Annotated in this window: 22 protein-coding genes; 9 read left to right on the top strand and 13 right to left on the bottom strand. The window is 67.6% G+C overall.

What is annotated here, in order from left to right; all coding sequences use genetic code 11:
* Window positions 1–62: 62 nt before the first annotated feature.
* The 3 genes from C5O79_RS23580 (at window position 63) to C5O79_RS23590 (ending at window position 4,770) form a co-directional block, all read left to right on the top strand.
* Entirely contained in the window at window positions 63–497 is a 435-nt protein-coding gene (locus tag C5O79_RS23580; RefSeq protein ID WP_122476051.1) for a hypothetical protein, read from the top strand.
* Window positions 498–898: 401 nt separating this feature from the next.
* Window positions 899–3,493, top strand: coding sequence for a bifunctional lysylphosphatidylglycerol flippase/synthetase MprF (gene mprF, locus C5O79_RS23585; protein WP_047849848.1), 2,595 nt, complete (start codon window positions 899–901; stop codon window positions 3,491–3,493).
* Complete coding sequence (locus C5O79_RS23590; protein ID WP_122476049.1) at window positions 3,490–4,770, top strand: AcvB/VirJ family lysyl-phosphatidylglycerol hydrolase; 1,281 nt, start codon at window positions 3,490–3,492, stop codon at window positions 4,768–4,770. Before mprF ends, C5O79_RS23590 begins: the two co-directional genes overlap by 4 nt.
* 78 nt (window positions 4,771–4,848) lie before the next feature.
* On the opposite strand, the gene C5O79_RS23595 is transcribed toward C5O79_RS23590, so the two are convergent.
* From C5O79_RS23595 to uxuA, 6 genes are all read right to left on the bottom strand, one after another.
* Window positions 4,849–5,259: a DUF934 domain-containing protein gene (locus C5O79_RS23595; protein WP_047849850.1), complete on the bottom strand. Its 411-nt coding sequence runs from the start codon at window positions 5,257–5,259 to the stop codon at window positions 4,849–4,851.
* On the bottom strand, window positions 5,256–7,040 hold the full coding sequence (locus C5O79_RS23600) for a nitrite/sulfite reductase (protein ID WP_122476046.1): 1,785 nt from the start codon (window positions 7,038–7,040) through the stop codon (window positions 5,256–5,258). The genes C5O79_RS23595 and C5O79_RS23600 overlap by 4 nt, the downstream gene beginning before the upstream one ends.
* Window positions 7,041–7,241: 201 nt before the next feature.
* Window positions 7,242–7,637: a hypothetical protein gene (locus tag C5O79_RS23605; RefSeq protein WP_122476044.1), complete on the bottom strand. Its 396-nt coding sequence runs from the start codon at window positions 7,635–7,637 to the stop codon at window positions 7,242–7,244.
* Between the two features lie 92 nt (window positions 7,638–7,729).
* Window positions 7,730–9,163, bottom strand: a complete 1,434-nt coding sequence (locus C5O79_RS23610) for a PLP-dependent aminotransferase family protein (RefSeq protein WP_122476041.1) — start codon at window positions 9,161–9,163, stop codon at window positions 7,730–7,732.
* Between the two features lie 129 nt (window positions 9,164–9,292).
* Window positions 9,293–10,603 (bottom strand): MFS transporter, encoded by a 1,311-nt coding sequence (locus C5O79_RS23615; RefSeq protein WP_122476039.1) that lies wholly within the window; start codon window positions 10,601–10,603, stop codon window positions 9,293–9,295.
* Between the two features lie 71 nt (window positions 10,604–10,674).
* Window positions 10,675–11,739, bottom strand: a complete 1,065-nt coding sequence (gene uxuA / locus C5O79_RS23620) for a mannonate dehydratase (protein ID WP_174242148.1) — start codon at window positions 11,737–11,739, stop codon at window positions 10,675–10,677.
* A gap of 270 nt (window positions 11,740–12,009) precedes the next feature.
* Between uxuA and C5O79_RS23625 the strand changes: the two genes are divergently transcribed.
* From C5O79_RS23625 to C5O79_RS23635, 3 genes are all read left to right on the top strand, one after another.
* Window positions 12,010–12,732, top strand: a complete 723-nt coding sequence (locus C5O79_RS23625) for a FadR/GntR family transcriptional regulator (RefSeq protein WP_122477454.1) — start codon at window positions 12,010–12,012, stop codon at window positions 12,730–12,732.
* A 161-nt stretch (window positions 12,733–12,893) separates the two neighbouring features.
* Window positions 12,894–14,027 (top strand): extracellular solute-binding protein, encoded by a 1,134-nt coding sequence (locus C5O79_RS23630; protein WP_122476037.1) that lies wholly within the window; start codon window positions 12,894–12,896, stop codon window positions 14,025–14,027.
* Complete coding sequence (locus C5O79_RS23635) at window positions 14,024–15,814, top strand: GGDEF domain-containing protein (protein WP_122476034.1); 1,791 nt, start codon at window positions 14,024–14,026, stop codon at window positions 15,812–15,814. Before C5O79_RS23630 ends, C5O79_RS23635 begins: the two co-directional genes overlap by 4 nt.
* Before the next feature lie 102 nt (window positions 15,815–15,916).
* Here C5O79_RS23635 and C5O79_RS23640 read toward each other — a convergent pair whose 3' ends face one another.
* The 3 genes from C5O79_RS23640 to C5O79_RS23650 form a co-directional block, all read right to left on the bottom strand.
* On the bottom strand, window positions 15,917–16,216 hold the full coding sequence (locus C5O79_RS23640) for a DUF4148 domain-containing protein (RefSeq protein ID WP_122476032.1): 300 nt from the start codon (window positions 16,214–16,216) through the stop codon (window positions 15,917–15,919).
* 282 nt (window positions 16,217–16,498) lie between these two features.
* Entirely contained in the window at window positions 16,499–16,753 is a 255-nt protein-coding gene (locus tag C5O79_RS23645; RefSeq protein ID WP_027791787.1) for a hypothetical protein, read from the bottom strand.
* A 53-nt stretch (window positions 16,754–16,806) separates the two neighbouring features.
* Complete coding sequence (locus tag C5O79_RS23650; RefSeq protein WP_122476029.1) at window positions 16,807–18,132, bottom strand: D-serine ammonia-lyase; 1,326 nt, start codon at window positions 18,130–18,132, stop codon at window positions 16,807–16,809.
* 103 nt (window positions 18,133–18,235) lie between these two features.
* Between C5O79_RS23650 and C5O79_RS23655 the strand changes: the two genes are divergently transcribed.
* Window positions 18,236–19,192: a LysR substrate-binding domain-containing protein gene (locus tag C5O79_RS23655; RefSeq protein ID WP_163009058.1), complete on the top strand. Its 957-nt coding sequence runs from the start codon at window positions 18,236–18,238 to the stop codon at window positions 19,190–19,192.
* Between the two features lie 315 nt (window positions 19,193–19,507).
* On the opposite strand, the gene C5O79_RS23660 is transcribed toward C5O79_RS23655, so the two are convergent.
* A complete protein-coding gene (locus C5O79_RS23660) occupies window positions 19,508–20,410 on the bottom strand; it encodes a sulfite exporter TauE/SafE family protein (protein WP_122476024.1) in 903 nt (300 codons plus the stop codon).
* A 321-nt stretch (window positions 20,411–20,731) separates the two neighbouring features.
* Between C5O79_RS23660 and C5O79_RS23665 the strand changes: the two genes are divergently transcribed.
* Together C5O79_RS23665 and C5O79_RS23670 are read left to right on the top strand one after the other, a co-directional pair.
* The gene (locus tag C5O79_RS23665; RefSeq protein WP_122477451.1) at window positions 20,732–21,628 is read left to right on the top strand and encodes a LysR family transcriptional regulator; all 897 of its coding nucleotides are present in this window, start codon (window positions 20,732–20,734) and stop codon (window positions 21,626–21,628) included.
* Window positions 21,629–21,751: 123 nt separating this feature from the next.
* Window positions 21,752–22,381: a LysE family translocator gene (locus C5O79_RS23670; protein WP_046548551.1), complete on the top strand. Its 630-nt coding sequence runs from the start codon at window positions 21,752–21,754 to the stop codon at window positions 22,379–22,381.
* A 77-nt stretch (window positions 22,382–22,458) separates the two neighbouring features.
* On the opposite strand, the gene yddG is transcribed toward C5O79_RS23670, so the two are convergent.
* The 3 genes from yddG to C5O79_RS23685 form a co-directional block, all read right to left on the bottom strand.
* Complete coding sequence (gene yddG / locus C5O79_RS23675) at window positions 22,459–23,403, bottom strand: aromatic amino acid DMT transporter YddG (protein WP_163009027.1); 945 nt, start codon at window positions 23,401–23,403, stop codon at window positions 22,459–22,461.
* 207 nt (window positions 23,404–23,610) lie between these two features.
* The gene (locus C5O79_RS23680) at window positions 23,611–23,898 is read right to left on the bottom strand and encodes a hypothetical protein (protein WP_122476018.1); all 288 of its coding nucleotides are present in this window, start codon (window positions 23,896–23,898) and stop codon (window positions 23,611–23,613) included.
* Window positions 23,899–23,995: 97 nt separating this feature from the next.
* The gene (locus C5O79_RS23685; protein WP_047849861.1) at window positions 23,996–25,681 is read right to left on the bottom strand and encodes a metallophosphoesterase family protein; all 1,686 of its coding nucleotides are present in this window, start codon (window positions 25,679–25,681) and stop codon (window positions 23,996–23,998) included.
* Between the last annotated feature and the right edge of the window lie 75 nt (window positions 25,682–25,756).

Raw genomic sequence — 25,756 nt, forward strand, 5'->3', positions numbered from 1 at the left:
TGCAGCATTGGGGCCGGCGGCGCATGATGGCGACTCCAGCCACGAAGCCAAGGAGTTGCGTCATGAAGGCACGCCCGGATTTCCCGATTCGAACCTTTGCCATTGCTGCAGTGTTGGCCGGTGCTGCGATCTGCAGCGCCCCGGCCGTCGGCCAGACTTCGACCGTGCCGGCGGGCTCGGCTGCCGCGACGCCCGACAATGCGGTGCTGCTGACCGTTTTCCTCAAGCACGACCAGTCGCGCCCGCTCGCCGAGCTGAATGCGCAACTCGCGAAGCAGGGGTTCTACAAGGCGTTTCCGCCGCCGGGCGTCGAAGTCGTGAGCTGGACCGTGACGATGGGAATCGGGCAGATCGTCGTGCTGCGGCTGCCGGCGTCGCGGCTGCGCGAGGTCAATCGCGTGCTCGAGGATACGGCGTGGGGCGCATACCGGACGGAGTTCTATCCGACGTACGACTACAAGGCGATCGGGTTGGGGGCGCATGAGCGGGCGAAGTGACGGAAAGCGGGGTGCTTGCCCGAGGTCGGCGCCTCCCGTCCCGAAAAGCCGCGCGGCGTTGCGTATTTGTCCCTGTCCGCGCGGGCGCGCCCGGCGATTTTTTCCCAAATGCATCACAAGTCATTCATCACATGAAAAAACCGTCCTGGTTCCCGGTATGATGCGCACCTTGCGTTGCAGGACGCCTTGTCTCTTTATGCGATTTTGATGGACGAGATACCACAAATCCGCACAAAGCCGGCGTGAAAGATTCTGTAATATAAATTCCGTATACTCGTAAGTTCTGACCCAGGCGCCTCCGAGCCCGTCTTCGGCCGGCCGCCCACGCAGAACAACCACAGATACGTCGCCGCCCGGCCAACCCGCGCCGCGACACGCTATGCACCACCACTGAACAACTTATGTCTTCCCGCCACTCTGGTTCGCCCGGCCGTGCCGCGGCGGTGATCGCCCGTGCCCGGGCGCTGATCCGCAACGAGCGCGTGCTGTCGCCGCTGCTCGCGCTCGGCATCGGCCTGCTGCTGATCGTGGTTTTCCAGCACCTGTCGGAATCCGTCGACTACCGGTCGGTGATCCGCCAGCTGCGTCACATGTCCGCCGGCGAGTGGGGCGCTTCGCTGGCCGCGACGGCCCTCAGCTATCTCGCACTCGTCGCCCGCGACGCGGTCGGCCTGCGCTATGTCGCCGCTAAGGTGCCGCGCGTCGCTCTGTGGATCGGCGCGATCGCCGGGTCCGCGCTCGGTAACGCGACCGGCTTCGGCGCGCTGACGGGCGGCGCGGTGCGCGCACGCGTGTATGGCGTATCGGGTGTCACGCCCGCGCAGATCGGCCGGATGACGGTGTTCACGAGCGGCACGCTGGCGCTCGCGATGGTGTGGATGACGGCGATCGGCATGGTCTGCGTGCCGGAGGCGCTTGCCGCGATGCTGCACGTCGCGCCTGGCGTGCTCACGTGGACCGGTGCCGCGCTGCTCGTGGTGCTGGCCGCGATGGTCGTGATGTGCGGCAATACCGCCCGCCCGGTCGTCACGCGCTTCAAGTGGCTGTCGTTCGACGTGCCGGCGCGGCGCGATCTCGTCGCGCAGGTCGTCTATGCGGTGCTCGACGTCGTCGCGGCGGGCCTGACGCTTTGGGTGCTGCTGCCGGCCGCGCCGGTCGGCTTCCCGACCTTCATTACGGTTTACGCCGCCGCGTTGCTGCTCGGGATGATCGGCCATACGCCGGGCGGGATCGGCGTGTTCGAAGCCGCGATGGTCTTCACGCTTGGCCGCGAAGTGCCGCCGCACGCGATGGTGGCCGCGCTGATCGCGTATCGCGCGATTTATTTCGGCGTGCCGCTCGTGCTGTCGGCCGGCCTGCTGGCCGGTTTCGAGGGCCGTGCGCTGCGGCGCCGGCTCGTGACGCGGCAGGCCGTGCGCGTGTCGCAGCTCGCGCCGGTGTTCCTGAGCCTCGTGACGTTCGCGGTCGGCGGGATGCTGGTGATCTCGAGCGCGACGCCCGCGTTCTGGCACCGGATCGCGATCCTGCGCCACCTCGTGCCGCTGTGGGTGCTCGAAGGCTCGCAGGTGATCTGCAGCGTGCTCGGCGTGGCGCTGCTGTTCGTCGCGCGCGGGTTGCTGCGCCGCCTCGACGGCGCATGGTGGATGACTTTCGCGTTGACGCTCGCCAGCCTCGCGCTGTCGCTGGCGAAGGGCCTCGCGTTCGTCGAGGCAGGCGTGCTCGGCACGCTGCTGGTGCTGCTGCTCGTCAGCCGTCGCCGCTTCAACCGCCATTCGTCGCTGCTGGCCGAGCGCTTCACGGTGAGCTGGTTCGTGTCGGTGGCGATGGTGCTGATGCTGGCCGTGTGGGTGCTGTTCTTCGCGTTCCGCGACGTGCCGTACACGCGCGAGCTGTGGTCGCATTTCTCGTTCGACGCGCGCGCGCCGCGGGCGCTGCGCGCGACGCTCGCCGCTGGCGTGTTCGTCGCGCTGTTCGCGCTGTGGCAACTGCTGCGCCCGGCGCCCGGCCGTTTCGTGAAGCCTGCGGAGCAGGATCTGTCGGATGCCGAACGGATCATCCGCGCGCAGGAGTGCAGCGATGCGGGCCTCGCGCTGATGGGCGACAAGTCGTTCCTGTTCTCGGAGTCCCGCCAGGCCTTCCTGATGTATGCGAAGAACGGCCGCACGTGGGCCGCGCTGCACGACCCGGTCGGGCCGCGCGAGGAGTGGCCGGCGCTGATCAGCAAGTTCATCGCGCTCGCGCACGCGCATAGCGGCCGTGCGGCGTTCTACCAGGTGCGCGCGAACGCGCTGCCGCTGTATCTCGACGCGGGGCTCACGCTGATGAAGCTCGGCGAGGAAGCGCATATCGCGCTCGACCGCTTCGACCTGAAGGGGTCGAACCGGTCACACCTGCGCTACGCGCTGCGCCGCGGCGACAAGGACGCGCTGACGGTCGAAGTGATCGCACCGAGCGACGTGCCGGCCGCGCTGCCGGCGCTGCGCGACATCTCGGACGGCTGGCTCGACAGCCGCGACGCGCGCGAGAAGAGCTTCTCGGTCGCCGCGTTCCACGACGGCTATCTGGCGACGCAGTCGGTGATGCTGGTGCGGCAGGCCGACAAGCCGATCGCGTTCGTCACGTTCATGACGACCGACCTCAACACCGAGGCGACGGTCGGCGTGATGCGCCATCTGCCGGACGCGTCGCCGTACGCGATGGAATATCTGTTTACGCAGCTCGCGCTGCATCTGAAGGAAGCGGGCTTCCGCAAGCTGAGCCTGGGTATCGCACCGTTCTCGGGGATGGGGGCGGCGAAGATGCCGTCGCCGTTGCACCGGATCGGCCTGATGGTCTGGCGCTTCGGCGGCCGCTTCTACAACTTCCGCGGCTTGCGCGCATTCAAGAGCAAGTTCGAACCGCACTGGGAGCCGCGTTACCTCGCGGCCTCGGGCACGGTCGGCGTGTTCGTCACGCTGGCGGATCTGTCATTGCTGGCTGGAGGTCGGCGTTCATGATGTTGACGAAGGGAATCGCGCGGGCGGCAGCCGCCTGCGCGGGAATGATGCTGGCCGGCGCCGCGTGCGCTACGCAGCCAGCCGCAGTGAAGGCCGAAACCGTATCGGGCGGCCGCTACGGGCCCGTGACCGTGACCAAACCCGGCGGGGCGCTGCGTGGCTTCGTCGTGCTGTTCTCGCGCGAGGCCGGCTGGAATGCGGCCGACCAGCAGGCTGCCGACGCGCTCGCGAAGGCCGGTGCGATGACGGTCGGTGTCGATTCGGAGCGTTATGCGATGAATCTCGCCGCGAAGCAGGAGGCCTGCCACCACCTCGACGGCGACGCCGAAGCGGTCAGCCACCAGCTCGAACGCCTTGCACAGTCGTCGCGCTATTTCACGCCGATCGTCGCGGGCGTGGGCCAGGGGGGCGCGATCGCGAAGCAGATCCTGTCGATGGCGCCGGAGAACACGATCGCCGGTGTCGTCTCGGTCGATCCGGCCGCCAAGCTCGATCCGCGCTTCAAGCCATGCCCGCCCGATCCGACGATCGTGCGCCGCGCGATGCCGGGCTTCGTCGAAACGGCGGCCACGGGCGATTCCACGAAGCTCGTGTCGCTCGTCACGTCGCATCTGCGGGACACCACCAGCGGCGACGAACTCGACGTGTCGGACCTGCCGCTCGTCGAGTTGCCGGCCAAGGGCGGCAACGGCCAGCTCGCGATCGTGATCTCGGGTGACGGCGGCTGGCGCGATCTCGACAAGACGATCGCCGAGGCGCTGCAGCGCGACGGCGTGTCGGTGGTCGGCATCGACAGCCTGCGCTATTTCTGGAGCGAGAAGCCGCCGGCGCAGGTGAGCCGCGATCTCGCGCGGGTGATGCGCACCTACATGGCGCGCTGGCATGCGAATCGCGTGGCGCTGGTCGGCTACTCGTTCGGTGCGGACGTGATGCCGTTCGCGTACAACCGGCTGCCTGCCGATTTGCGCGACAAGGTCGCCGTGATGTCGCTGCTCGGCTTCGCGCCGGCTGCCGATTTCCAGATCCGCGTGACGGGCTGGCTCGGCATGCCCGCGAGCGACAGGGCGCTGAAGGTCGCGCCGGAAATCGCGAAGGTGCCGCCGCAGCTCGTGCAGTGCTTCTACGGCGCGGAAGAGAAGGACACGATGTGTCCGGCGCTCGTGAATACGGGCGCCGACGTGATCAAGACGCAGGGCGATCACCACTTCGGCCGAGACTACATCGCGCTCGAGAAGAAGATCCTCGGCGCGTTCGGCAAGCCGGTCGCGGCGCGCTGAACGCCGGCGCCCGCTTTGCGGCGGGCGCGGGCCGGCAGCATCCGGTTCATCGTACGGGCGGCCTGCGGGCCGCCCGTTTCATTTTCCGGCAGGCGTTGCCGTTCGCGCATCGTGCTGGTAGAAGCCCGTGAACCGGTCGAGCTGGCGCCGCGCGGCAGCGATGTCGGTGCCGTCGCCGAGCACCGCGCTCGAGAATCCCGTGCGTTCCATCAGCAGCAGCTGGTCGACCAGCACCTCGCCGGTCGCGCGCAGGTCGCCGGCGAAGCCGTAGCGCTTGCGCAGCAGGTACGCCTGGCTGTACGCACGCCCATCGGTGAACGACGGAAACGCCAGGTCGATGCGCGCAGCCCGCGCGATGTGTTCGGCGAGCGGCGGCAGCTCCTCTTCGTTGCCGATCGTCAGCGTCGCGTCGTCGTTCCGCTGCGTGTCGCCGGCGTGCTCGGCCGGCGTCAGCAGCCGGATGCGTGTGGTCGGATGCGCCTGCTTCATGCTTGCTCCACCTGATGGCGCGCGTCGTTCGCGGCCGCCTTGAAGGGTTCCGTGCCGATGCGGCGGACGGTGTCGATGAATCGTTCGCTGCGGCCGTCGTCATCGATGCGCGCGTCGAGATACGCGTTGACGATCGCATCGACGACATCGACGATCTCGTCCGCCGAAAACGACGGGCCGATCACCTTGCCCGGCCGTGCGGGGCCGCTCGCGGTCGAGCCGTCCGATCCGCCGAGCGTGACCTGGTACCACTCGGCGCCGTCCTTGTCGACGCCGAGGATGCCGAGGTGGCCGCTGTGATGATGGCCGCACGAGTTGATGCAGCCGCTGATGTGCAGGTCGATGTCGCCGACGTCGTGCAGCATGTCGAGATCCTGGAAGCGCTCGGCGATCGCATCGGCGATCGGGATCGACCGTGCATTCGCGAGCGCGCAGAAGTCGCCGCCGGGGCACGCGATCATGTCCGTCAGGAGTCCGACGTTCGCGCTGGCCAGGCCGATCGCACGCGCGTTTTCCCACAGCAGGAACAGGTCGTCGACGTGCACCCATGGCAGAACGACGTTCTGCGTGTGGGTGACGCGCGCCTCGCCGGCCGAGAACTGGTCGGCGAGATCGGCGAGCGCGTCGAGCTGGTCGGGCGACGCGTCTCCCGGCGCCTGCAGGCGGCGCTTGAACGACAGCGTGACGATGCGCAGCGCCGGGTCGCGGTGGTCGGCGACATTGCGTGCGAGCCAGCGCGCGAAGGCCGGATGGCGTGCGGCCTGGGCGGACACGCGCAGGTTCGCGTCGCGCAGGCTGACCGTGCGCGGCTTGAGCCGCGGCGGGACGAACGATGCGGCGACGCGGTCCAACTCGACCTGGGCAATCGTGTGCAGCCCGCCGTCGTGATCGACGATCTGGCGGAACTCTTCCTCGACGTCGTCGATATAGCGCTGTCCCTCGGTCTTCACGAGGATCTTGATGCGCGCCTTGTATTTGTTGTCGCGCCGTCCGTAGCGGTTGTACACGCGAACGATCGCCTCGATGTAGTTCATCACGTGCTGCCACGGCAGGAACGCGCGCAGCAGCGTCGCGATCACCGGCGTGCGTCCCATCCCGCCGCCGACGCTCACGCGAAAGCCGAGTTCGCCCGCATCGTTGTGCACGAGCTTGAGCCCGACGTCGTGCCAGTCGGTGGCCGCGCGATCTTCGGTCGCGCCGGTGATCGCGATCTTGAACTTGCGCGGCAGGAATGCGAACTCGGGGTGCAGCGTGGTCCACTGGCGCATCACTTCGGCGAACGGGCGCGGATCGGCGATCTCGTCCGGCGCGACGCCTGCGCGCTCGTCGCACGAGATATTGCGGATGCAGTTGCCGCTCGTCTGGATGCCGTGCATGTCGACGGTCGCGAGCAGGTCCATCACGTCGGCGGCCTTGTCGAGCGGAATCCAGTTGAACTGCACGTTGGTGCGTGTCGTGAAGTGAGCGCTGCGGGTCGGCAGCCGCAGCGTGCCGAGCAAGGCCTGCGCGTCGGTTGCGGCGCGGTAGGTGGCCTCGTCCGGCACGTCGTAGTCGCGCGCGATCCGCGCGAGCACGCGCAGCTGCGCACTCGACAGTTCGCCGTACGGGACGGCCACGCGCAGCATCGGCGCGTGGCGCTGCACATACCAGCCGTTCTGCAGGCGCAGCGGCCGGAATGCGTCTTCGCTCAGCGTGCCGTGCTGCCAGCGTTCGAGCTGGTCGCGAAACTGGGCGGCGCGGCTGTGCACGAGCGCCCGGTCGAAAACGGTATATCGATACATGACGTGATACGCGAGAGGAGCCGTGGCGCGGAGCGCGCGGCTCGGGACAGACGTTGCGACGGGTGTCAGGCAACCGAAGACAGCGTAGGGAACGCGATGGGGCGGGACAAGCAGCAGATGGGAACGAAAAGGGCGCAGCAGATGGCCGGCGTGACGCCGGCGCGGGCCGGGCATGCGTGCGTGCATGCCCGTGGCGGGCGTTTATGCGGGGGCGTCGACGACGAGCGCCGGATCGAGCGCTCGGATGCGCTGGTCGATGAAGTAGCCGCCGCCTTCCTGGTAGCGCAGGAACAGGCGGCCGCACGAGCGGCAGCGGTTGACGGTGCAGCGGTTGTACGGGAAATGGCGCAGTGCGATCGGCGCGTCGTCCGACGCGTAGCGTGTGCCGGCCGGGTGATATTCGGCGTAGGTCGGCTCCGTCTCGTCGGGCGGCGCGAGCGTGGCGATTTCAGTCAGTTGCGCGTCCTGCAGCGACAGCGGCAGGGTCGTCCATCCCGCGAGCGGCGTTTTCGTGCAGACGCACGACTGCGTGATGTGCGCGGCTTCAGCGGTCAGTTTCAACAGCGCGTCGTGATCGAGGTAGGGCAGTTGACTCATGGGCAATCGTGAACGGCGGCGGGATCAGCACTGTAACCCGCGTGCGGATTGCGCGCATCACCGTGACGCAGGCGGTGCGCACCGGGTGAGATTCAACCGCCCTTGCGGACGGAAGGCTGCGCGACGAGCTCGCCGAGCACGCGGATCGCGCGCTCGATGTCGCGGCTCCACGGATGGCCGAAGTTCACGCGCACGCAACGTTCGAAGCCATGCGCGGCCGAAAACAGCGGCCCCGGCGCGAAGCTGATCCCGCGTGCGATTGCCTGGCGATGCAGCTCCATCGCGTCGATCGCGTCGGGAAACGCGAGCCACAGAAAATAGCCGCCTTCTGGCCGCACCCACTCGACGCCGGCCGGCAACCAGCGCCGCAGCGCGTCGTCCATCCGGTCGAGCTGCGTGTGCAGCGCACCGCGCAGCTTGCGCAGGTGCCGATCGTAACCGCCGTGCTCGAGATAGTTCGCGATACCGACTTGCGCGGGAATGCTGGCCGACAGCGTCGTCATCAGCTTGAGCCGCTGCACCCTCTCCGCGAACCGGCCGGCGGCGGCCCAGCCGATCCGGTAGCCGGGCGCGAGCGTCTTCGAGAACGAGCTGCAATGCATCACCAGGCCGTGCCGATCGAACGCACGCGCGGGCAGCGGATAGTCGGGGCCGAAGTGCAGTTCGCCGTACACGTCGTCCTCGATCAGCGGCACGTCGCGCGCGGCGAGCAACTCGACGAGCGCGCGCTTTTTCTCGGCGGACAGCGTGACGCCGGTCGGATTCTGGAAGTTCGTCATGAACCAGCACGCGCGGATGTCGTGCCGGTCGAGCGCGTTCGCGAGCGTGTCGAGATCGAGGCCCGTGCGCGGATCGACGGGAATCTCGACCGCGCGCAGGTCGAGCCGCTCGATCGCCTGCAGCGCCGCATAGAAACCGGGCGCTTCGACGGCCACGACGTCGCCGGGCCGCGTGACGGCCATCAGGCACAGGTTCAGCGCTTCGAGCGCGCCGTTCGTGACGACGATCTCGTCGATCGGCTGCGAGATGCCCGTCGCGAGATAGCGCCGCGCGATCTGCTGGCGCAGCGCCTCGTTGCCGGGCGGCAGGTCGACGACCGTGCTCCACGGGCTGACGAGTCGCGTGGCCTGCGCGAGCGATTTCGCGAGACGCGGCAGCGGAAACAGTTGCGGCGACGGGAACGCGGAGCCGAGCGGCACGATGCCGGGTTGCGTGGCCGCGTCGAGGACGGAGAACACGAGGCTGCTGATGTCGACCTTGCGCGTGGCGCCGGCACGGCTTGCCCGGCGCCTGGCGGCCGGGCTTGCCGCCGGCGTGGCGCCCGGCGCGACGTAGTAGCCCGAGCGTTCGCGCGCGCGGATCAGCCCCCACTGCTCGAGCAGGTAGTACGCGCGAAACACCGTCGACTGGCTCACGCCGTGCTGCGCGATGATCTGCCGCAGCGACGGCAGGCGCGTGCCGACGGCGAGGTTGCCGTTGCGGATGTCGTCGGCGATCGTGTGGGCGAGGGTTTCGTAGCGTTTCATCGGCGAGGGTGGCGCGCGCCGTCGCCACGCACGGGCCGGAGTGGCGCCGCGCCGGCGGGCGCGGCTCATTGTCCGATGCGCGGCCCGAAAAGGAAAGCGCAGGCGAGGCGGCCGCGCTTTCCGGCTGCGTCAGGCCGCGTTCGGCTCGACGTTCTGCGGGTTTGCACCGCCGCGCAGCGGCGGCAACGGCTCGACCTTGCCGACGATGAACAGGTACGACAGTGCACCGACGACGCACAACACACCGGCCACCGCGAGCGGCACGACGAACGAGCCCTTCGTGATCGACAGCATCACGCCCGTGAACGTCGTGATGAAGATCCCCGCGAGATTGCCCGCGAAGTTCTGGATGCCGCCGAGCGATGCGACATGCGCGGGCGTCGGCGCGACTTCGCCGACGAGCGTCCACACGTTGGCGCCCGCGAACGACAGGCTCGCATAAGCCAGCGCGAACAGGCCGAGGCAGGCCCACACGTTCTCGACGACGGCCGACAGCGCGATCGACGAAGACAGCAGCATGCCGAGCACGAGGCAGGTCTTGCGCGCGGCGGTCGCGCTCCAGCCGCGGCGGAACAGGCTGTCCGACACGTAGCCGCCGAGCCAGCCGCCGGGAATCGCGAGCAGCGCGGGCAGCATGCCCCACGTGCCGAGCGACGCGAGCGAGAAGCCGCGCGACTGCAGCAGGTAGCTCGGGAACCACGTGATGAAGAAGTAGATCGCGAAGTTCAGGCAGAACAGGCCGATCATCATGCCCCACACGGTGCGGTAGCGGAACAGGTCGAGCCACGACACCTTCGGGCCGTCGGTTGCGGCCGCAACGGTCGGTGCGCCGCGCTGCGCGAGCAGTGCATCGACGGCGTCGGGCGCGATCGCGCGATAGCGTTCCGGGTCGCGATAGATGAACCACCACGCCAGTGCCCACACGATGCCGATGCCGCCGGTGATCACGAACGACCCGCGCCAGCCGACGATCGAGATCAGCCACGCGACGAGCGGCAGCGACAGCGCGGAGCCGACGCGCGAGCCGCTGTCGAAGATGCTGCTCGCCAGCCCGCGTTCGCTGCGCGGGAACCAGTTGAACGCGACCTTCGCGAACGACGGGATCGCGGCCGCTTCGCCGACGCCGAGCATCAGCCGCACGCCGACGAGCTGCGTAAGGCCGCGCGCGGCGCCCGTCGCGACGGTGAACATCGACCACCAGCCGACGGCGAGCGCGAGGCTCACGCGCACGCCGACCTTGTCGATGAACCAGCCTGCCGGCAGTTGCAGGAACGCGTAGGTCCAGAAGAATGCGCTCAGCACCAGCCCCATGCCGACCGCGTCGAGGCCGAGGTCGGCGCGGATGCTGGGCGCCGCGATCGCGAGGTTCGCGCGGTCGATGAAGTTGATGACGTTGGCCAGGAAGCACATGAGGATCATGGCCCATCGGATGCGTGGCATGCGGTGTCTCCGCGCGGAATGTCGTGACGGGCCGCCGGCGATCCGCAGCGCCGGCGGCCTCGATGGGCGGGTTATCGCGTGGCGTGCGACGGCGTACGGTCGAACTTCGCGAGCGCTTCCCACAGGCCGTTCAGGTAGACCGCGCCGAGCGCGCGGTCGTAGAGGCCGTAGCCGGGCTTGCCCGTCTCGCCCCAGATCATGCGGCCGTGGTCGGGGCGCACGTAGCCGGTGAAGCCGGTGTCGTGGTACGCCTTCACGATCGCGGCGATGTCGAGCGAGCCGCAGCTCGACAGGTGGGCGGTTTCCTCGAAATCGCCGTTCGCGTCGACCTTCACGTTGCGGATGTGCGCGAAGTGGATGCGGCCCATCGCGCCGAATTCGCGAACGAGTGCCTCGACATCGTTCTGCGGACCCGCGCCGAGCGAGCCCGAGCACAGCGTCAGCCCGTTCGCGGGCGTGTCGACGATGCGCACGATCCGCGCGAGATCGTCGCGGTTCTTCACGATGCGCGGCAGCCCGAAGATCGGGCGCGGCGGATCGTCGGGATGGATCGCCATCTTCACGCCGGCTTCCTCGGCCGCGGGGATGATCGCCTTCAGGAAGTATTCGAGATTCGCCCACAGCGCCGCTTCGTCGACGTCGCGATACTCGGCGAGCAGTGCCTTCAACTGTTCGGGCCGGTAGCTCGAATCCCAGCCCGGCAGCGCGATGCCGTCATCCGGATCGATCCGGTCGACCGCGTCGGTGCTGAACGCGAGGCAGGTCGAGCCGTCGTCGAGCGTCTTCGACAGCTCGGTGCGCGTCCAGTCGAACACGGGCATGAAGTTGTAGCAAATGACGCGCACGCCGGCCGCGCCGAGATGGCGAATCGTCTGACGGTAGTGGTCGATCAGGCGGTCGCGGCCCGGCTTGCCGAGCTTGATGTCCTCGTGGACCGGTACCGACTCGACGACTTCGAACTGCAGGCCGGCGCGCTCGATCGTCGCCTTCAGCGCGTCGATCTTGTGCGCGGGCCAGACTTCGCCCACCGGTTCGTCGTAGATCGCGGACACGATGTGCGTGACGCCCGGGATCTGGCGGATGTATTGCAGCGAGACCGGATCGGACTCGCCGTACCAACGGAAAGACATCTTCACTGGAGCGGCTCCTGGCGGGCGGTTGAGGCATCGGACGGACGGGCGGCAGCGTGCCGGCCCCGTCTCCGGTGTGCGGATTATGATTGGTATGCCAGTTACGTGGGATAGTGGTTTACCAGTTATCGGAATGGAAACCGGTTGTCAGGGCATCACAGGAAAGGCCTGCGGCACACCGGCCACCATGCCGAACCGGAGGCTGCCCGGAATTGGTGTACCATTTTGGCGATCCGGCGCCGCGACGGCGCCGGCCAGCCTGTTGCGAGCCTTTCGATGACCGATCTTTCCAGCCTGCCAGCCAGCCGCGATACCGATGCCGCGGACCGCTCCTATATCGGCCTTGCGCGACAGATTCACGCGATGGTGGCCGCCGGCGCGTTCGAGGCCGGCGCGCGGCTGCCGTCCGAGCGCAGCCTGGCCGACCAGTTCGGCGTGAGCCGCACGCAGGTGCGCGAGGCGATCATCGCGCTCGAGGTGCAGGGGATCGTCGAGGTGCGGATCGGTTCGGGCATCTATGTATCGACTGCCGACGCCGCACGGCCGGTGACGTTCGAGGTGCCGCGCGGCCCGGGGCCGATCGAGACGCTGCGCGCACGCGGGCTGATCGAGGCGGAAGTCGCGGCGCTCGCGGCGACCGAACGCAAGGATGCGGATCTCGACCGGCTGTTTTTCTCGCTGACGACGATGCGCGAGCAGATGGACGACAAGGTCGCGTACGACGCGGCCGATCGCCAGTTCCACCTGCGTATCGCGGAATCGACCGGCAACACGGTGCTGCTGCACATGGTCACCGCGATGTGGGACTGTGCGCGCAGCGATCCGCTGTGGGACAAGATCGAGGAGCATTTTCATTCGACCGCGCTGCGCGAGGCGTCGCAGGAAGATCACCAGCGGATCTTCGCCGCGATCATGGCGCGCGACGCCACTGCGGCACGCGACGCGATGCGTGCGCACCTGTCGCGCGTGATCGCGGAATTCACGCAGGCGTGGCGCTGACGCTCGTTCCGTCGGAGCAGTCAGGCCGGCGTAACGTTACCGTCATACGGCGGTGAGCAACGGCGCGCGCGTCCCCCTTGTACGGCTTCTTCCGATTGCGCGACCGCAGGTTTTATGGTCTCGTTGCGGGATATCGCATCGACTCGAAAAAGGACAGTCGAATGCAGCCGGGCGATTCACACGGGGTCCAATTGATCAGGGGAATAGGCAGGCGTACATGCGTACGTATTGCCGCTCGCCGGCTGCTTGTCATTTTGACGGCGGGCTTACTTGCCTCGGTGCTTCCCCCGGCGTTCGCCGCTTCTCCCGAAACCGTCAACGACAACGTGCTGCGTGTGCTCGCATGGCCCGGCTATGCGGACGACGATGTCGTCAGTGCGTTCGAGGCGCAATTTCACGCGCGCGTCGAAGTGACGTTCGTCGATTCCGACGAAGCACTGTGGACGCGCATGCGCAGCGCGGCGCCACCGCCGTACGACGTACTGGCCGCGAATACGGCCGAGATCCAGCGCTATGCGCACGAACGCCTGCTCGCGCCGATCGACCTGTCGCGCATTCCGAACCGGCGGCGGCAGTTGCCGAACTTCCAGCAACTCGCGGCGATCGACGGGCTCGTCGAAGCGGGCGCCACGTATGCGATTCCGTTCACGTATTCGTCGATGGGGCTGATCTACGACCGCAAGCAGGTGCCGGCCGCGCCGCACTCGATGCGGGAGCTGTGGAATCCGCGCTACCGCGGCAAGGTGCTCGACTTCAACAGCGCGCAGCACAATTTTTCGTTCACGGCGCTGGCGCTCGGCTATCCCGATCCATTCCGCTTGTCGCCCGCGCAGACGCTCGCCGTCACGCACAAGCTGATCGACCTGCGCCGCAACCTGCTGACGTACTACACGCTTCCGGAAGAGGCGACCGCGTTGTTCGTCCGGCATCGCGCGGCACTGATGTTCGGCAACTACGGCACGCAACAGGTCGAACTGCTGCGACGTGCCGGCGCGGACGTCGGCTACGTGATCCCGGATGAGGGCGCGCTCGCGTGGCTCGACTGCTGGGCCGTCACGCGCGGCGCGCAACATCCGGAGCTCGCGTTCGCGTGGATCAATTACATGCTCGAGCCGGCGATCGGCGCGCTGCTGACCGAGCGCCAGGGCCTCGCGAACACGCTCGCACCACCGCCGGGCCTCGACACCGGGCACCAGCATCTCGTCTGGCTCCAGCCCGTGGAGGACATCGCGCGGCGCGAATCGCTGTGGAACCGCATCGTGTCGGGCGACCGGCCGGAGCGGTTCGGAAAATGATCCGGCTCGGGCTCACGTCGAAACTGTCGGTGCTGTTCGCCTGCATCGGCGTGATCGCGTCCGGCACGACCGGCTATTACGCGTATCGCGCGAACCGCGCGATGCTTGTACAGGAAGCGCAGCACAGCCTGCTGATGTCGACGCAACTGCTCGGGCAGCGCTTCACCACGGTGCTGTCCGACGTCTCGGACGATGCGCTCGTGCTCGCGCAGTTGCCGTCGTGCGCACGGGTCTCGAGCGGCGACAACCGGGATGGCGCGCCACGCGCGCGGCTCGAGCAGGTGTTCTACAGCTTCATGAGAAATCACCCGGAGTACCTGCAGATCCGCCTGATCGCGCGCGGGGATTTCGGACTCGAACGCATCCGCGTCGATCGCGATGCGCATGGCATCGTGGTGCTGCCGGACAGCGCGCTCCAGGAGAAAGGTCAGTTTTCCTACGTATTCGATACGCTGGCAACGGCGCCCGGCCATGTCTACCTGTCGCCGATCGTGATCAACCACGAGACGGGGTCGCACGCGGCCGAAGGGCTGCCGATCCTGCGCGTGGGCACGCCGGTCGTCGACGCGTCGGGCCAGACGGTTGGGGCGCTCGTTGTCGACGTCGAGCTGTCGCGCGTGTTCGACCGGCTCGAACGTGATCTGCCGGAAGACTACGCGGTGTACCTCGCGAACGAGTGGGGCGATTTCCTCGTGCATCCCGATCCGGCGCAGACGTTCGGCTTCGATCGCGGCCGGCGCGTGTTGATGCAGGACCGCTTCGCCGTCACGCGTGCGCTGTTCGACAGCGCGCGTACTAACGTTACCCTCAATGGGCTGGCCGACCCCGTCGCGGCGCCGGGGCAGATGTTCGCGTTCGTGCGCACGCCGTTCGGGCACGACGAGGGCAACCGCTTCGTCGTGCTCGGAATGGGGCGCCCGCTGTCGGACGTGTTGTCGCCGGCGGGCATGCTCGGCGAGCGGATCGTCCGGATGGTGCTCGTGTCGAGCTTGATGGCGGTGATCCTCGCGATCCTGTTCGCGCGTGCGATCACGCGGCCGCTGCAGACGCTCGCGCGCGCCGCGACGCACGTGTTCGACGATCCGGCCACCGAGCAGTTGCCGGTCGGGCGTGCCGACGAGATCGGCGTGCTCGCGCGCTGTTTCGACAGCATGCGTGTCGAGATCCGCACGCAGGTCGCGATGTTGCGAGCGAAGCAGCTGGAGCTCACGCACCTTGCCGGACACGATGCGCTGACCGAGCTGCCGAATCGCCTGCTGTTCATGGAGCATCTCGATGCCGCGATCCGGCGTGCGGCGGCGATGCACGAAGGGCTGGCCGTGATGTTCGTCGACCTCGACCGCTTCAAGCAGATCAACGACCAGCACGGACACTCGGCCGGCGACCGCACGCTCGTCGCGGTCGCCAAGCGGCTGAGCCTCGTGCTGCGTCGCGGCGACATGGTCGCGCGGCTCGGCGGTGACGAATTCATCGTGCTGGTTACGGACGTGGGCTCGCCGGCGGTGATCGGCGAGGTCGCGTCGCGCATCCAGCTCGTGATGGACGAGGAACTGGAATTCGGCGACCGGCGCGTGGCGGTCGGCGCGAGTATCGGCGTCAGCGAGTTTCCGGCTGACGGCGCGTCGGCCGAGGAACTGCTCGTCAAGGCCGATGCGGCGATGTACGCGGCGAAGGCGTCCTCGCAGCGCGCATTCGTGCGCTATCAGGAACTGCTGGGCAACGGGAGTGGCGCCAGCAGCGGGACGGACGAAGCGACCGGCCGGGTCGCGTCGAGCGGCGGCCGGTAACGGCCGCCGCCGATCCGCGCGTTGCAAACGCCACGAGCCCGTCGCAAGACGGGCTCGTGGCGGATACGGACTGCGCGCGAAGGCGCGCAGCGGCAGGCTTGCTTAGTGGCCGAAGTAGACCGAGTCGCGCGCGTTTTGCACCTTGACGGCCGGTGCGCCACCCTGGACGGTCGCGGCCGGTTGCGCACCGTAGCCGCTGTTGTCGGCCCCCTGCACGCGGGCTTGCGCGGCCTGGATGTCGGCCGGGTAATACGGGCTCGACTGGCTCGGCTTGTAGCCGGCGCTTTCGAGCTGGACCAGTTCGTTGCGCACTTGAGCGCGGGTCACGGTGCTTTGGGCGAAGGCGCCGAACGAGGCGGACAGGGCGACAGCGGCAACGACTGCGGAAACGAGCGATTTCATGATGACCTCCGATGTTTTTGGCTTTCCGCGTTCGACACCATGTCGTAAGCGGTTGATTACATCGTAGGCGCCGGTCGACCTAGGGTAAACGTGAGTTTTGGCGAAAGATCGTTGCAGCCGGGACAATAATTTCGAGATAAATGCCTTCCGTCCCTAATCGACGTTGCCGGATTTGCAAGGGAGAGGAGGCGGATGCGCATGGCGCGGACGGCACGCCCGCACGGGTGCGCGGCGGGAAAGGCGCGGGTGGAGAAGCGGTGGGCGAACTGCGGCGCGGCCGGATCAGACGTCGTCGTCGATTTCCTTGCGCTCCCGGCGTTCCTCGTTGCCGCGGCGCGCGCGCAGGCGCTGGCGCGACAGCACGGCGATCACCTGCTGGGTCGGCGCGCCGGACGGCAGTTCGTTGCGGATGCGATCGGGCACCATGGGCAGGCCCGCGCGCTGCCGGCGCAGCGCCTTGGCGATTGCCCGGCGGCATTCGTCACCGTGGCAATCCCATTCATCGCGGATTCTCTGGCAATAACGGCATTGTTCCATCGGGACAGTCTAACGCGTCTTCGGAAGCGGGGCTGAACGCTTGCCCCGATGCGTCACGTGTTGGCTGCGGCACCGGCGAGCGCTTTCGCACGCGACTGGAAGCGTCGGTGCTCTTCCGGCGGCACGAGCGAGCCGCCGGTCGCCCAGATGACTTGCGTCGACCGGCGCAGGTCGATCGCGTGGCGATGCACGTAGTCGCGGCCGGCCGGGGACGCCGTCAGCCACCCGGGGCCGCTGACGGCAGCGGCGGCCGACGGTTCGAGTTCCACGCCGGTCGCGCGCTGAACCGCGAGCAACTGGGCGTAGAGCTGCGCGTCGCTGACGGTGAACACACCCGACAGCAGCGACGCCATCAGCGGACCGACGAGGTGCGATGCCTGTGCGACGGCGAGGCCGTCGGCCTCGGTCCGGTTGTCGAGCCCCACGTCGTAGACGGACACGGGCTTCCCGGGGCCGGCGGCCAGTTGGACGAGCATGCACGGCGACGCGACGGGCTCGGCGAAGAAGCAATGCACGTGCTCGCCGAACAGCGCCTTGAGGCCATACGCGATGCCGCCCGGTGCGCCGCCCACCCCACACGGGACATGAACGAAGAGCGGATGCGTCGCGTCCACGCGGCGACCCGCCTCGGCGAGCTGCGCGGCGAGATGGCGGGCGCCGGCCGCGTAGCCCAGGAACAGCATCAGCGAGCCTTCGTCGTCGACGAAGTGGCTGCGCGGCTGATCGCGTGCCTGCGCGCGTCCGGCCGCGACGGCTTGCGCATAGTCGCCGTCATGCTCGATCACGCGAACGCCGCGCTTTCTCAGGCGCGCCTTCTTCCATGGCTTCGCGTCGGTCGACATGTGCACGACCGATTCGAACCCCAGCGCGGCGGCCATCACGCCGATGCTCAGGCCGAGATTGCCGGTGCTGCCGACGATGACGGTGTGCGCGGCAAACAGTTCTCGAGCGGCGGCCGATGCCAGGATCTGCCGGTCGCCCGCGGGGTCGAGCAACGCGTGCTCGATCGCGATCGACTCCGCGAGCGCGAGCACTTCATGAAAGCCGCCGCGCGCCTTGATCGAACCGGCGATCGGCAACGCGTCGTCGCGCTTGATGAACCACGCGCCGTGTGCGTCTGCCGGGAGCGACAGCATGCGCTGCAGCGTGTCTGCCGGCATCAGCGGCGACTCGATTTTTCCCGCGCTCGCCGCGAGTTCGGGAAACAGTTCGGCCATCAGCGGTTCGCAGCGCGCCAGCCGCGCTTCGGCCATCGCAATGGCGCCGAGCCCCGGCGCGTCGTGCGGCAACGGGCTGCCGGCATGATGGTTCAACCACAGCAGGGGGTGACGGGATTGCAGTCTGGCTAATAGATCGGCGGGTTGGAGCGTGATGGTCATGGATCGGTCCTGCGCTGGATAAACGAGAGGCATGGCCGAAATGCTACGATCCGGGAAGCCGGCGCGAAAGCGCCGATTTCTAATGAATCCATTAGCCTGACTGATATCTATGCGACTCGATGGTTCGATCCTGGGTGCTTTGCTCTGCTTTGAAACGGCCGGCCGGTTGCTGAGCTTCACGAAGACGGCACAGGCGTTCAACCTGACGCAAAGCGCAGTGAGCCAGCAGATCAGGAACCTGGAGGACCGGCTCGGCTATCCGCTGTTCGTGCGCCAGGCGCGCGGGCTGAAGCTGACCGAGAAGGGCGGGATCCTGCTCGGGACGATGTCGAGCGCGTTCGTCGACATCAATCGCACGCTTCAGGCGCTCGGCATGCCGGATGCGCCGCTGCAGGTCAGCTGCCTGCCGTCGCTCGCGCTGCAGTGGTTGATGCCGCGCCTGTCCGAATTTCACCGGCAACAGCCGGACGTGCCGGTTCGCGTGAAAGCCGAGTTTCAGGTGCTGGATCGTCAGGCCATGGAGGCCGACGACATCGATGTGGCCGTGCGCTACGACCCGGTGCAATACGATCGGCTGCATGCCGAGGCCGTCCTCGACGAGATCCTGTTCCCGGTCGCCACGCCGGCGTATCTGGCGCAGCATCCTGCTTTTGCCCGCGGTGAATCGCTCGACGGCGTCGTCCTGCTGCACGACGCCGCGCCGTGGGGCGGCGCGCCCGAGTTCGTGGAGTGGCGCACATGGCTGGAGGAAGTCCGTCCGGCGTGGACGGCGCACCTTGACGGCCCGCAGTTCAACTTCTCCAGCCTGGCGATCACGGCCGCGCTGAACCATCAGGGTGTCGCGATGGGGCGTGCCGCGCTCGTGCATGACGAGATTGCGAGCGGGCGGCTCGTGGATGTCTTCGGCAGGCACGTGCGTGCGCCGGCGCGCTACATGCTGTTGTCTCGCCATCCCGACGATCCGCGAACCGAGGCGTTTTCGACTTGGCTCAAGGCCGAGTGCACGCGCTTCGAGGCCGCGCGTTCACGTTTGCTTTCGAGTGGAAACGGACTCGGGTAGCTGACGCTGTCTGGTCGCTGAATCGGACTGCGAAGTAGTCGGGTGACGAATGCGGATGCGAACTACATTTTCCCGTCCGTCACCCTACGGATGGCTTGCGCGTGGACGGGGCGTGCAAGCGTTACTTGAGTTGCGAGATGCCCCAGACGGCGATCAACAGGCCGAGGCCTAATCCGCAGCCGAGCAGTACGTAGGTTTCCATGTCATGCCTCTGAAAGCGTGGCAGCGCCGATGCGGGCATCAGCGAGCGAGCAGCAACGTCGGTGACGTATCGTTCGGCCCGTCGGGCGGAGCGATACGCCGGGTCCGCGAATACTACGCTTCGCAGCTTTCAGAACGCATGCGCGATCGATGGCTTTGCGCCATCTCCTGGTTATTGCCCGCGTGCGCGTTGTTCATCCGGGTCACGTGCGATCCGCCATGCCGGAACACACCCGATTTCCAGATCATCTGCGATGCCGCGACGAGCACGAACAGCAGCACGACCATCCTGAAGAGGCGGGGCGACATCTTGTCCCGCAGCGGGCGGACGAGCCACATGCCGGCAATGGCCGGCAGGCTCGCCGCTGCCGAGATCGCGAGGTCGGCGCCGCTCGCGTGCGCGGCGCCGCTGAACGTCGTGATCAGCGTGACGATCGATACCACGAGGATGATCGCGATCTGCTTCGTGAAGACGCGCCCGGTCGCGCCGGACGAGATCAGGTAGGTGGCGAGCAGCGGGCCGGGAACCGACGCGATGCTTTCCATCAGCGCCGCACCGAAGCCGAGTGCGAAGCCGACGGGCTTCTGCCAGGCGTCCGGCAGGCTGAGTTTCGGCGCGGCGAGCATCAGCGCCGCGGCGACGATCAGCAGCGCGCCGGATGCCGCCTGCGCGTGCCCCGGATTGAGCGACAGCAGGATCGCCACGCCGACGATATTGCCGATCACGGTGCCCGCGATCGGCGCGGCGATCTTGCGTGCCGTCGCCAGCAACTGGCCGCCTTCCAGCGCCTGCGGAATGTTGCCGAGGATGATCGGCATCGACAGCAGCAGCACCGCATGCCGGATCGGCAGGAACTGGCTGAGTATCGGCATCGCGATCAGCGGCACGCCGATGCCGGTGATCCCCTTGGCCATGCCGCCCAGCAGCAGCGCGATGGCGATGCCGGCCAGATCGAACGCGCTGAGCCCCTGCAGGCTGGAGACCAGCACCCCTTCAGTCAGATTGAAATGCATCATGAAATGGCATGTCGCGGCATATCCGGCAGCGAGCGCTGTCGATGGCGCACGTGGCGGTCGCGTGTGTCTTGCACGCATTTGTTCTGGATCGGCTTGAACCGGACGTCGATCGCTTGGCGCCGCGCCATGGTGCGGCAGGAGTCGCAGGCAATCGACAGGCGGTTCGACGGTGCATCTTACCTGAGCGTTGCGAAGGACATTCGGCACTGGCCGTGGCGCGTCATGCGGCGCATCGACATGATCATTTTCGCTGTTCAATATAATTCATGACAGTTTGTCGTCTCATGTGCCGGATTCATATCGTTGAGCAAGGAGGTGTCGATGACGCTTGCCCAGTTGCAGGCCCTGGCGGCCGTGGTCGAACTCGGCTCGCTCACGGCTGCGGCCGACCGGTTGAGCCGCAGTCAATCCGCGATCAGTCATGCATTGACCGAGCTGGAAGAGCTCACGGAGGTCAAGCTGCTGTGGCGCGACCGGCAGCCGGTCGTCCTGACGGCGGCGGGCGAACGCCTGTGGCCGTCCATCCAGAACGTGGTGCGGGAAGCGCAGCTGCTGCGCCAGCAGTTCAGCCTGTCGCGCGGCAAGCTGGAAGGGAAGCTGGTGGTCGCGTCGTTGCCGAGCGTGTCGCTGGCGTTCGTCGTGCCCGCGCTCGAGGCGTTGAAGGAAATGCACCAGGGCGTGTCGGCGGTGCTGCTCGAAGGCACGGACAGCGAAGTCGAAGGGTGGATCGACGACGGTACGGCCGATATCGGCGTGGTGGCCGGCACGAAGACGTTCGCACACAATCTGCCGCTGCTCGACGAGGATTTCGTCGCGGTGGCGGCGGACGGCATGTTCGCCGGCCGCAAGCGCGTGTCGGCGAAGCAGTTGTCCGCGGCGCCGTTCATCTTCTCGAAGGCAGGGTGCGGGCCGGTGATCGCGGATTACTTCGCGCGCAGCGGCGCACCGCTGCGTGCCGCGTTCAACGTGGTCGAGATGCGCACCATCCTGTCGATGGCGGAAGCCGGCATGGGCGTGTCGATCGTGCCGCGCATCACGCTCACGTACACGCCGTTCGGCGGCCGCGTGCTGGAGTTGTCGCCGAGGCTGCATCGCTCGGTGCGGTTGTCGTGGAATACGGCCGGCAACGCGGTCACGGACGCGTTCGTGCGGCTCGTCGACGCGCAACGCGCGAAGGGGGCGAAGGCGGTGAACACGCGCGCGACAAAGGCCCGGTAACGAGCCGCTTCAGCGATGAACAGCGCTCATGGGCGACTTGAAGTTTATTCATGCCGATAAGCATCGAGATGCAATACATTGTTCGAACTCGCCCCTGACCGCTTCGTCCCGAAGGAGATCGCCGTGCCGGCCTTGCCCACTTTGCTTGCTTTCGGACTCGTGTCGCTCGGCATGGTGCTGACACCCGGGCCGAACATGATCTACCTGGTGTCGCGTTCGATCTGCCAGGGCCGCCGTGCCGGGCTGGTGTCGCTCGGCGGCGTCGCGCTGGGGTTCGTGTTCTACATGGTGTGCGCGGCGCTGGGCATCACCGCGCTGGTGATGGCCGTGCCGTTTGCGTACGATGCGTTGCGCTTTGCCGGTGCGCTTTATCTGGCGTACCTGGCGTGGCAGGCGCTGAAGCCGGGCGGCCGCTCGGCGTTCCAGGTCAGGCAGTTGCCGCACGACAGCCGTGCCAGGCTGTTCACGATGGGCTTCGTCACGAACCTCGCGAATCCGAAGATCGCGGTGATGTATCTGTCGCTGCTGCCGCAGTTCATTTCGCCGGGGCACGGCAGCGTGCTCGCGCAATCGCTGGCGCTCGGCTGCGTGCAGATCGCGGTGAGCGTCAGCGTGAATGCGCTGATTGCCTGCATGGCAGGCGGCATCGCGGGCTTTCTGGCGGGGCGGCCGGTCTGGGCGTCGGCCCAGCGCTGGTTGATGGGCACGGTGCTGGCCGGGCTGGCCGTGCGTATCGCACTGGAGTCGCGTTAGCGCTAGCGCGAGTGACGGGCGGTTTGCAGGACCGCCGGGGTGTTCGAGTTGCTGCGCGACGAACGCGCCCGGCGTCGTCAGCCCTGGCAGTTGCCCTGCGCTTCGTTGCCGACCCGGACGGGCGCGGCTCGTTCACGGCGCCGGCTGCGCGTCGCGAGCCAGCACAGGATCGATCCACCGCAAACCATCGATGCGCCTTGCCAGAATTCGATCGACAGCGGCGCATGCAGCAGCGTCGCGGCGAGCAGGGCGGTGAGCACCGGGGTGAAGTACGACGCGCCGACGATCACCGTCACGTTGCCGTGCATGATGCCGGTGTTCCAGGCCGCATAGCCGAACCCCAGCGCCGATGCCGCGAGCACGACGTAGATGAACGCATGCAGGCTGAACGTCATGCCGCCGCCGCCTTCGATCGCGAACTTGATCCAGAGCGCCAGCGCCACCAGCATGAAGAACGGCGTGACGCCGTTCTTGCCGTCGGCGAGGCGCGCCGTCACCGTGCAATAGCCGGCCCAGATCAGTGCGCCGACGAATGCGAGGCCGTAGCTCAGCGGATTGTCCGCGACGTTGTGCAGCATGCCGGCCGGGTCGAGGCCCCGGTCTCCGCCGAGCACCCGGCAGATCCCGAGCATCGACAACAGGACGCCGGGCACGACCAGCAGGTTGGCGCGCTGCTTGTTGAACACGATCGCCGCGACCAGCGTGAAGCTCGGCCACAGATAGTTGACCATCGCGACTTCGATCGCCTGTCGGCCGTTGCTGGCATAGCCGATCGACAGCGACAGGCACAGCTCGTACGCGACGAACAGCAGCCCGCCCCAGAGCAGATACTTTTTGGGGAATTTGCCGAGATCGGGGAAGCCGATCGTGAACAGCAGAAGCGTGGATGCGACCGTATAGATCATCGCGGCGCCGCCGGTCGCGCCGAGGCGTTCGCTCACGCCACGAACGAGGGCGACCACGGAGGCCCACAACAACACCGCGCCGAGCCCGGCGAGCGTTGCCTTATTCTTGCGCTTCATGCTTCCTGCCTGTTTCAACATTCAAATTCGATTTCTGGTGATTCGGGTCTGCCAGCATGAGCCACGCGCGCATTCGCCATGCGGGACGGCCACTGCCGACGAAATCGCGTAGTTTAACGGGGTGACGAAGACCGGGTCGCCGCGTTGGCGGTGATCGGCCCGGCGCTTGCGGCCGATCCGGGAGTATGGGCGTCACGCGGCAACCGGTCACGCGTCGTCGATGCGCCAACCCGCGCCGATTGCCGACAACGCGTTGCCGATCGAGTCGAGCATCGCGTGCCGCGTCGGCCCGAGCGTCGTGACCAGGAAGAAACCGTCTTCGTCGGCCGACAGGGTGATCAGCGGCCAGCCGCCAGTGTCGTCACGGACTTCAAGCTGTCGCCGGTCTGGATCGATATCGATGTCGTCGTGTGCTTGCCGCAACGCATTCGCGATGGCATCGAATGCGTCGGTCGACGGCGTCGTGTGGATGCGGTATTCGAAACTCATCTTCATGGGCCGGCGGGCGAGGCGCGCAGTCTAACGCGTGGCATCGCGCGCCGTCCCGCAACGGCACTACGTCAGGCGCCCGCCGCAACGGGCGCCTGCCCGATCACCGTTCGTTGCGCTTCTTGCTCAGCTCGATCGTCTCGAACAGCTCGTAGTCGGCGGTCGGGTGCTGGTCGGCGCCCGGCGCGTGGTAGTAGCGCATCGTGATCGTCGTGTGACCGCCCGGCTTGCCCGGGTCGTGGTCGAACACCGCGATCCCGTAACCGGTGCCCGTATCGCGGCGCGCGGACCAGATCGCATCCTCGAGCGCATCGGCCGGCGCGCGCACGAACGTATTCGGCGCCGTGCCGGGCACCGGCCGGTTCGGCTTCGTGAACACCTTCGCCCGCGCAAAGCCGGTCGCGGGGTTCTCGCCGTACACGTCGAGCGGCGCGCTGGTGCCGCCGCCGCCGAGGATCAGGTGGATCGTGCCGTGACTCGTGTCGAACTTCGTGCGGTCCGGGTCGTTCGAGCCGACCGGACGCGGCTGCAGCGTCTCGACGACTTCGCCGGTCGTCGCATCGACACCCGCGCGGTGATTGCAGCCGCGCACCGGGTAGCTGCGCTCGTAGTCGTGATCGTGGCCGCACAGCACGAGGTCGACGCCGTAGCGGTCGAACAGCGGCAGCCACGCTTCGCGGATGCCCTTGTCGGAACCGTTGCCCGTCTTCGACGAACTGAGCGCGTCCTGGTGCATCTGCACGACGATCCAGTCGATGTCGTCGTCGTGCGCGGCGTGACGCAGCGTGTGTTCGAGCCAGCGCGTCTGCTCGCCGTTGCTGTAGCCGCGCACGTAGAACGACGTGCCGGGTTCGATCGGCGGGTGGCCCGTGCTCGCGGCCGGCACGAGCGGTGCGGGGCCGCCGACGAACGCGGCGGCGTCCTGGTACACGACATCGTCGGCGTCGAGCGAGACGAACAGCACCGAGCTCACGCGGAAGCTGTACCAGCGGCCCTGAAAGCGCGTGCCGTTCTCCGGCAGCGTATAGCGTGCGAGATACGAGTCGAGCCCCTGCGGGCCGTTGTTGAACTCGATCTCGTGATTGCCCGGGCACGGCATCCACGGACGGTTGGCGGCCGACGTCTGGTTGTTGTTGCCGAAATCGCGCCATACCTCGGGCTGGTGCGCGGGGTTCAGGTTCGCGTAGCAGAGGTCGCCGTTCAGCAGGTGGAACAGCGGCTGGAACTGCTCGACCGCCTGCACCGCGAAGCGGCTCTGCGGCGACGACAGCACCCACGCGCCATTCGGCGTCGCGAGATCGCCGTAGCTCGTGAAGCGGAACGGTGCGCGGCCGCGCGGCGCGGTCGAGAAATTCGCGGAGAACGGCTGCGCGGCGTTGCTGTCGTTGTCGGCCGTGATCTCGTAGCGGTAGCGCGTATTCGGCTTCAGCCCATGCACGCGTGCGTGGTACGCGAATACCGTTTCGCCGTTCAGGCCATCGGTGTACAGGCGCTGGACGCCGTGCACGGTGCGTGCCGGCTCGCCGTCGGCGACGATGCGCGCGCGCGGATTGACGGCCGACGCGAGCGAGGCCCACGAGATCACGACTTCCGAGGCCGGATCGTTGCCCCACGTCAGGTGGACCTGTTCGGGCGTGCCGTCCGGGTTCGACGCGGCGGCCCTGGCTGCCGCGAGGCCACCGGCGGCGGTGGCGAGGCCGGATACGCCGGCGAGTTTCAGGAAGCCGCGACGCGAGACGGACGCGGCCGGCTCGTTCGGCTGGATCGGGGAGTTGTCCTGGTTCGACATGGTCGGTGTTTTCGTGGGTGGAGACGCGAGATGTGGAACCGCCTGGCCGTGCGCGAGCGTGACCAGTGCGAGAGC

It is taken from the genome of Burkholderia sp. SRS-25 (genome assembly GCF_004343765.1).
GTDB lineage: Bacteria > Pseudomonadota > Gammaproteobacteria > Burkholderiales > Burkholderiaceae > Burkholderia > Burkholderia contaminans.

Coding starts and splice junctions, on each gene's coding strand:
- C5O79_RS23680 (WP_122476018.1), bottom strand. CDS start 23,898: ATGAAGATGAGTTTCGAATACCGCATCCACACGACGCCGTCGACCGAC.
- C5O79_RS23685 (WP_047849861.1), bottom strand. CDS start 25,681: ATGTCGAACCAGGACAACTCCCCGATCCAGCCGAACGAGCCGGCCGCG.
- C5O79_RS23615 (WP_122476039.1), bottom strand. CDS start 10,603: ATGCCACGCATCCGATGGGCCATGATCCTCATGTGCTTCCTGGCCAAC.
- C5O79_RS23605 (WP_122476044.1), bottom strand. CDS start 7,637: ATGAGTCAACTGCCCTACCTCGATCACGACGCGCTGTTGAAACTGACC.
- C5O79_RS23640 (WP_122476032.1), bottom strand. CDS start 16,216: ATGAAATCGCTCGTTTCCGCAGTCGTTGCCGCTGTCGCCCTGTCCGCC.
- yddG (WP_163009027.1), bottom strand. CDS start 23,403: ATGAAGCGCAAGAATAAGGCAACGCTCGCCGGGCTCGGCGCGGTGTTG.
- mprF (WP_047849848.1), top strand. CDS start 899: ATGTCTTCCCGCCACTCTGGTTCGCCCGGCCGTGCCGCGGCGGTGATC.
- C5O79_RS23580 (WP_122476051.1), top strand. CDS start 63: ATGAAGGCACGCCCGGATTTCCCGATTCGAACCTTTGCCATTGCTGCA.
- C5O79_RS23600 (WP_122476046.1), bottom strand. CDS start 7,040: ATGTATCGATATACCGTTTTCGACCGGGCGCTCGTGCACAGCCGCGCC.
- C5O79_RS23660 (WP_122476024.1), bottom strand. CDS start 20,410: ATGATGCATTTCAATCTGACTGAAGGGGTGCTGGTCTCCAGCCTGCAG.
- C5O79_RS23610 (WP_122476041.1), bottom strand. CDS start 9,163: ATGAAACGCTACGAAACCCTCGCCCACACGATCGCCGACGACATCCGC.
- C5O79_RS23630 (WP_122476037.1), top strand. CDS start 12,894: ATGCAGCCGGGCGATTCACACGGGGTCCAATTGATCAGGGGAATAGGC.
- C5O79_RS23590 (WP_122476049.1), top strand. CDS start 3,490: ATGATGTTGACGAAGGGAATCGCGCGGGCGGCAGCCGCCTGCGCGGGA.
- C5O79_RS23645 (WP_027791787.1), bottom strand. CDS start 16,753: ATGGAACAATGCCGTTATTGCCAGAGAATCCGCGATGAATGGGATTGC.
- C5O79_RS23650 (WP_122476029.1), bottom strand. CDS start 18,132: ATGACCATCACGCTCCAACCCGCCGATCTATTAGCCAGACTGCAATCC.
- C5O79_RS23625 (WP_122477454.1), top strand. CDS start 12,010: ATGACCGATCTTTCCAGCCTGCCAGCCAGCCGCGATACCGATGCCGCG.
- C5O79_RS23595 (WP_047849850.1), bottom strand. CDS start 5,259: ATGAAGCAGGCGCATCCGACCACACGCATCCGGCTGCTGACGCCGGCC.
- C5O79_RS23635 (WP_122476034.1), top strand. CDS start 14,024: ATGATCCGGCTCGGGCTCACGTCGAAACTGTCGGTGCTGTTCGCCTGC.
- C5O79_RS23665 (WP_122477451.1), top strand. CDS start 20,732: ATGACGCTTGCCCAGTTGCAGGCCCTGGCGGCCGTGGTCGAACTCGGC.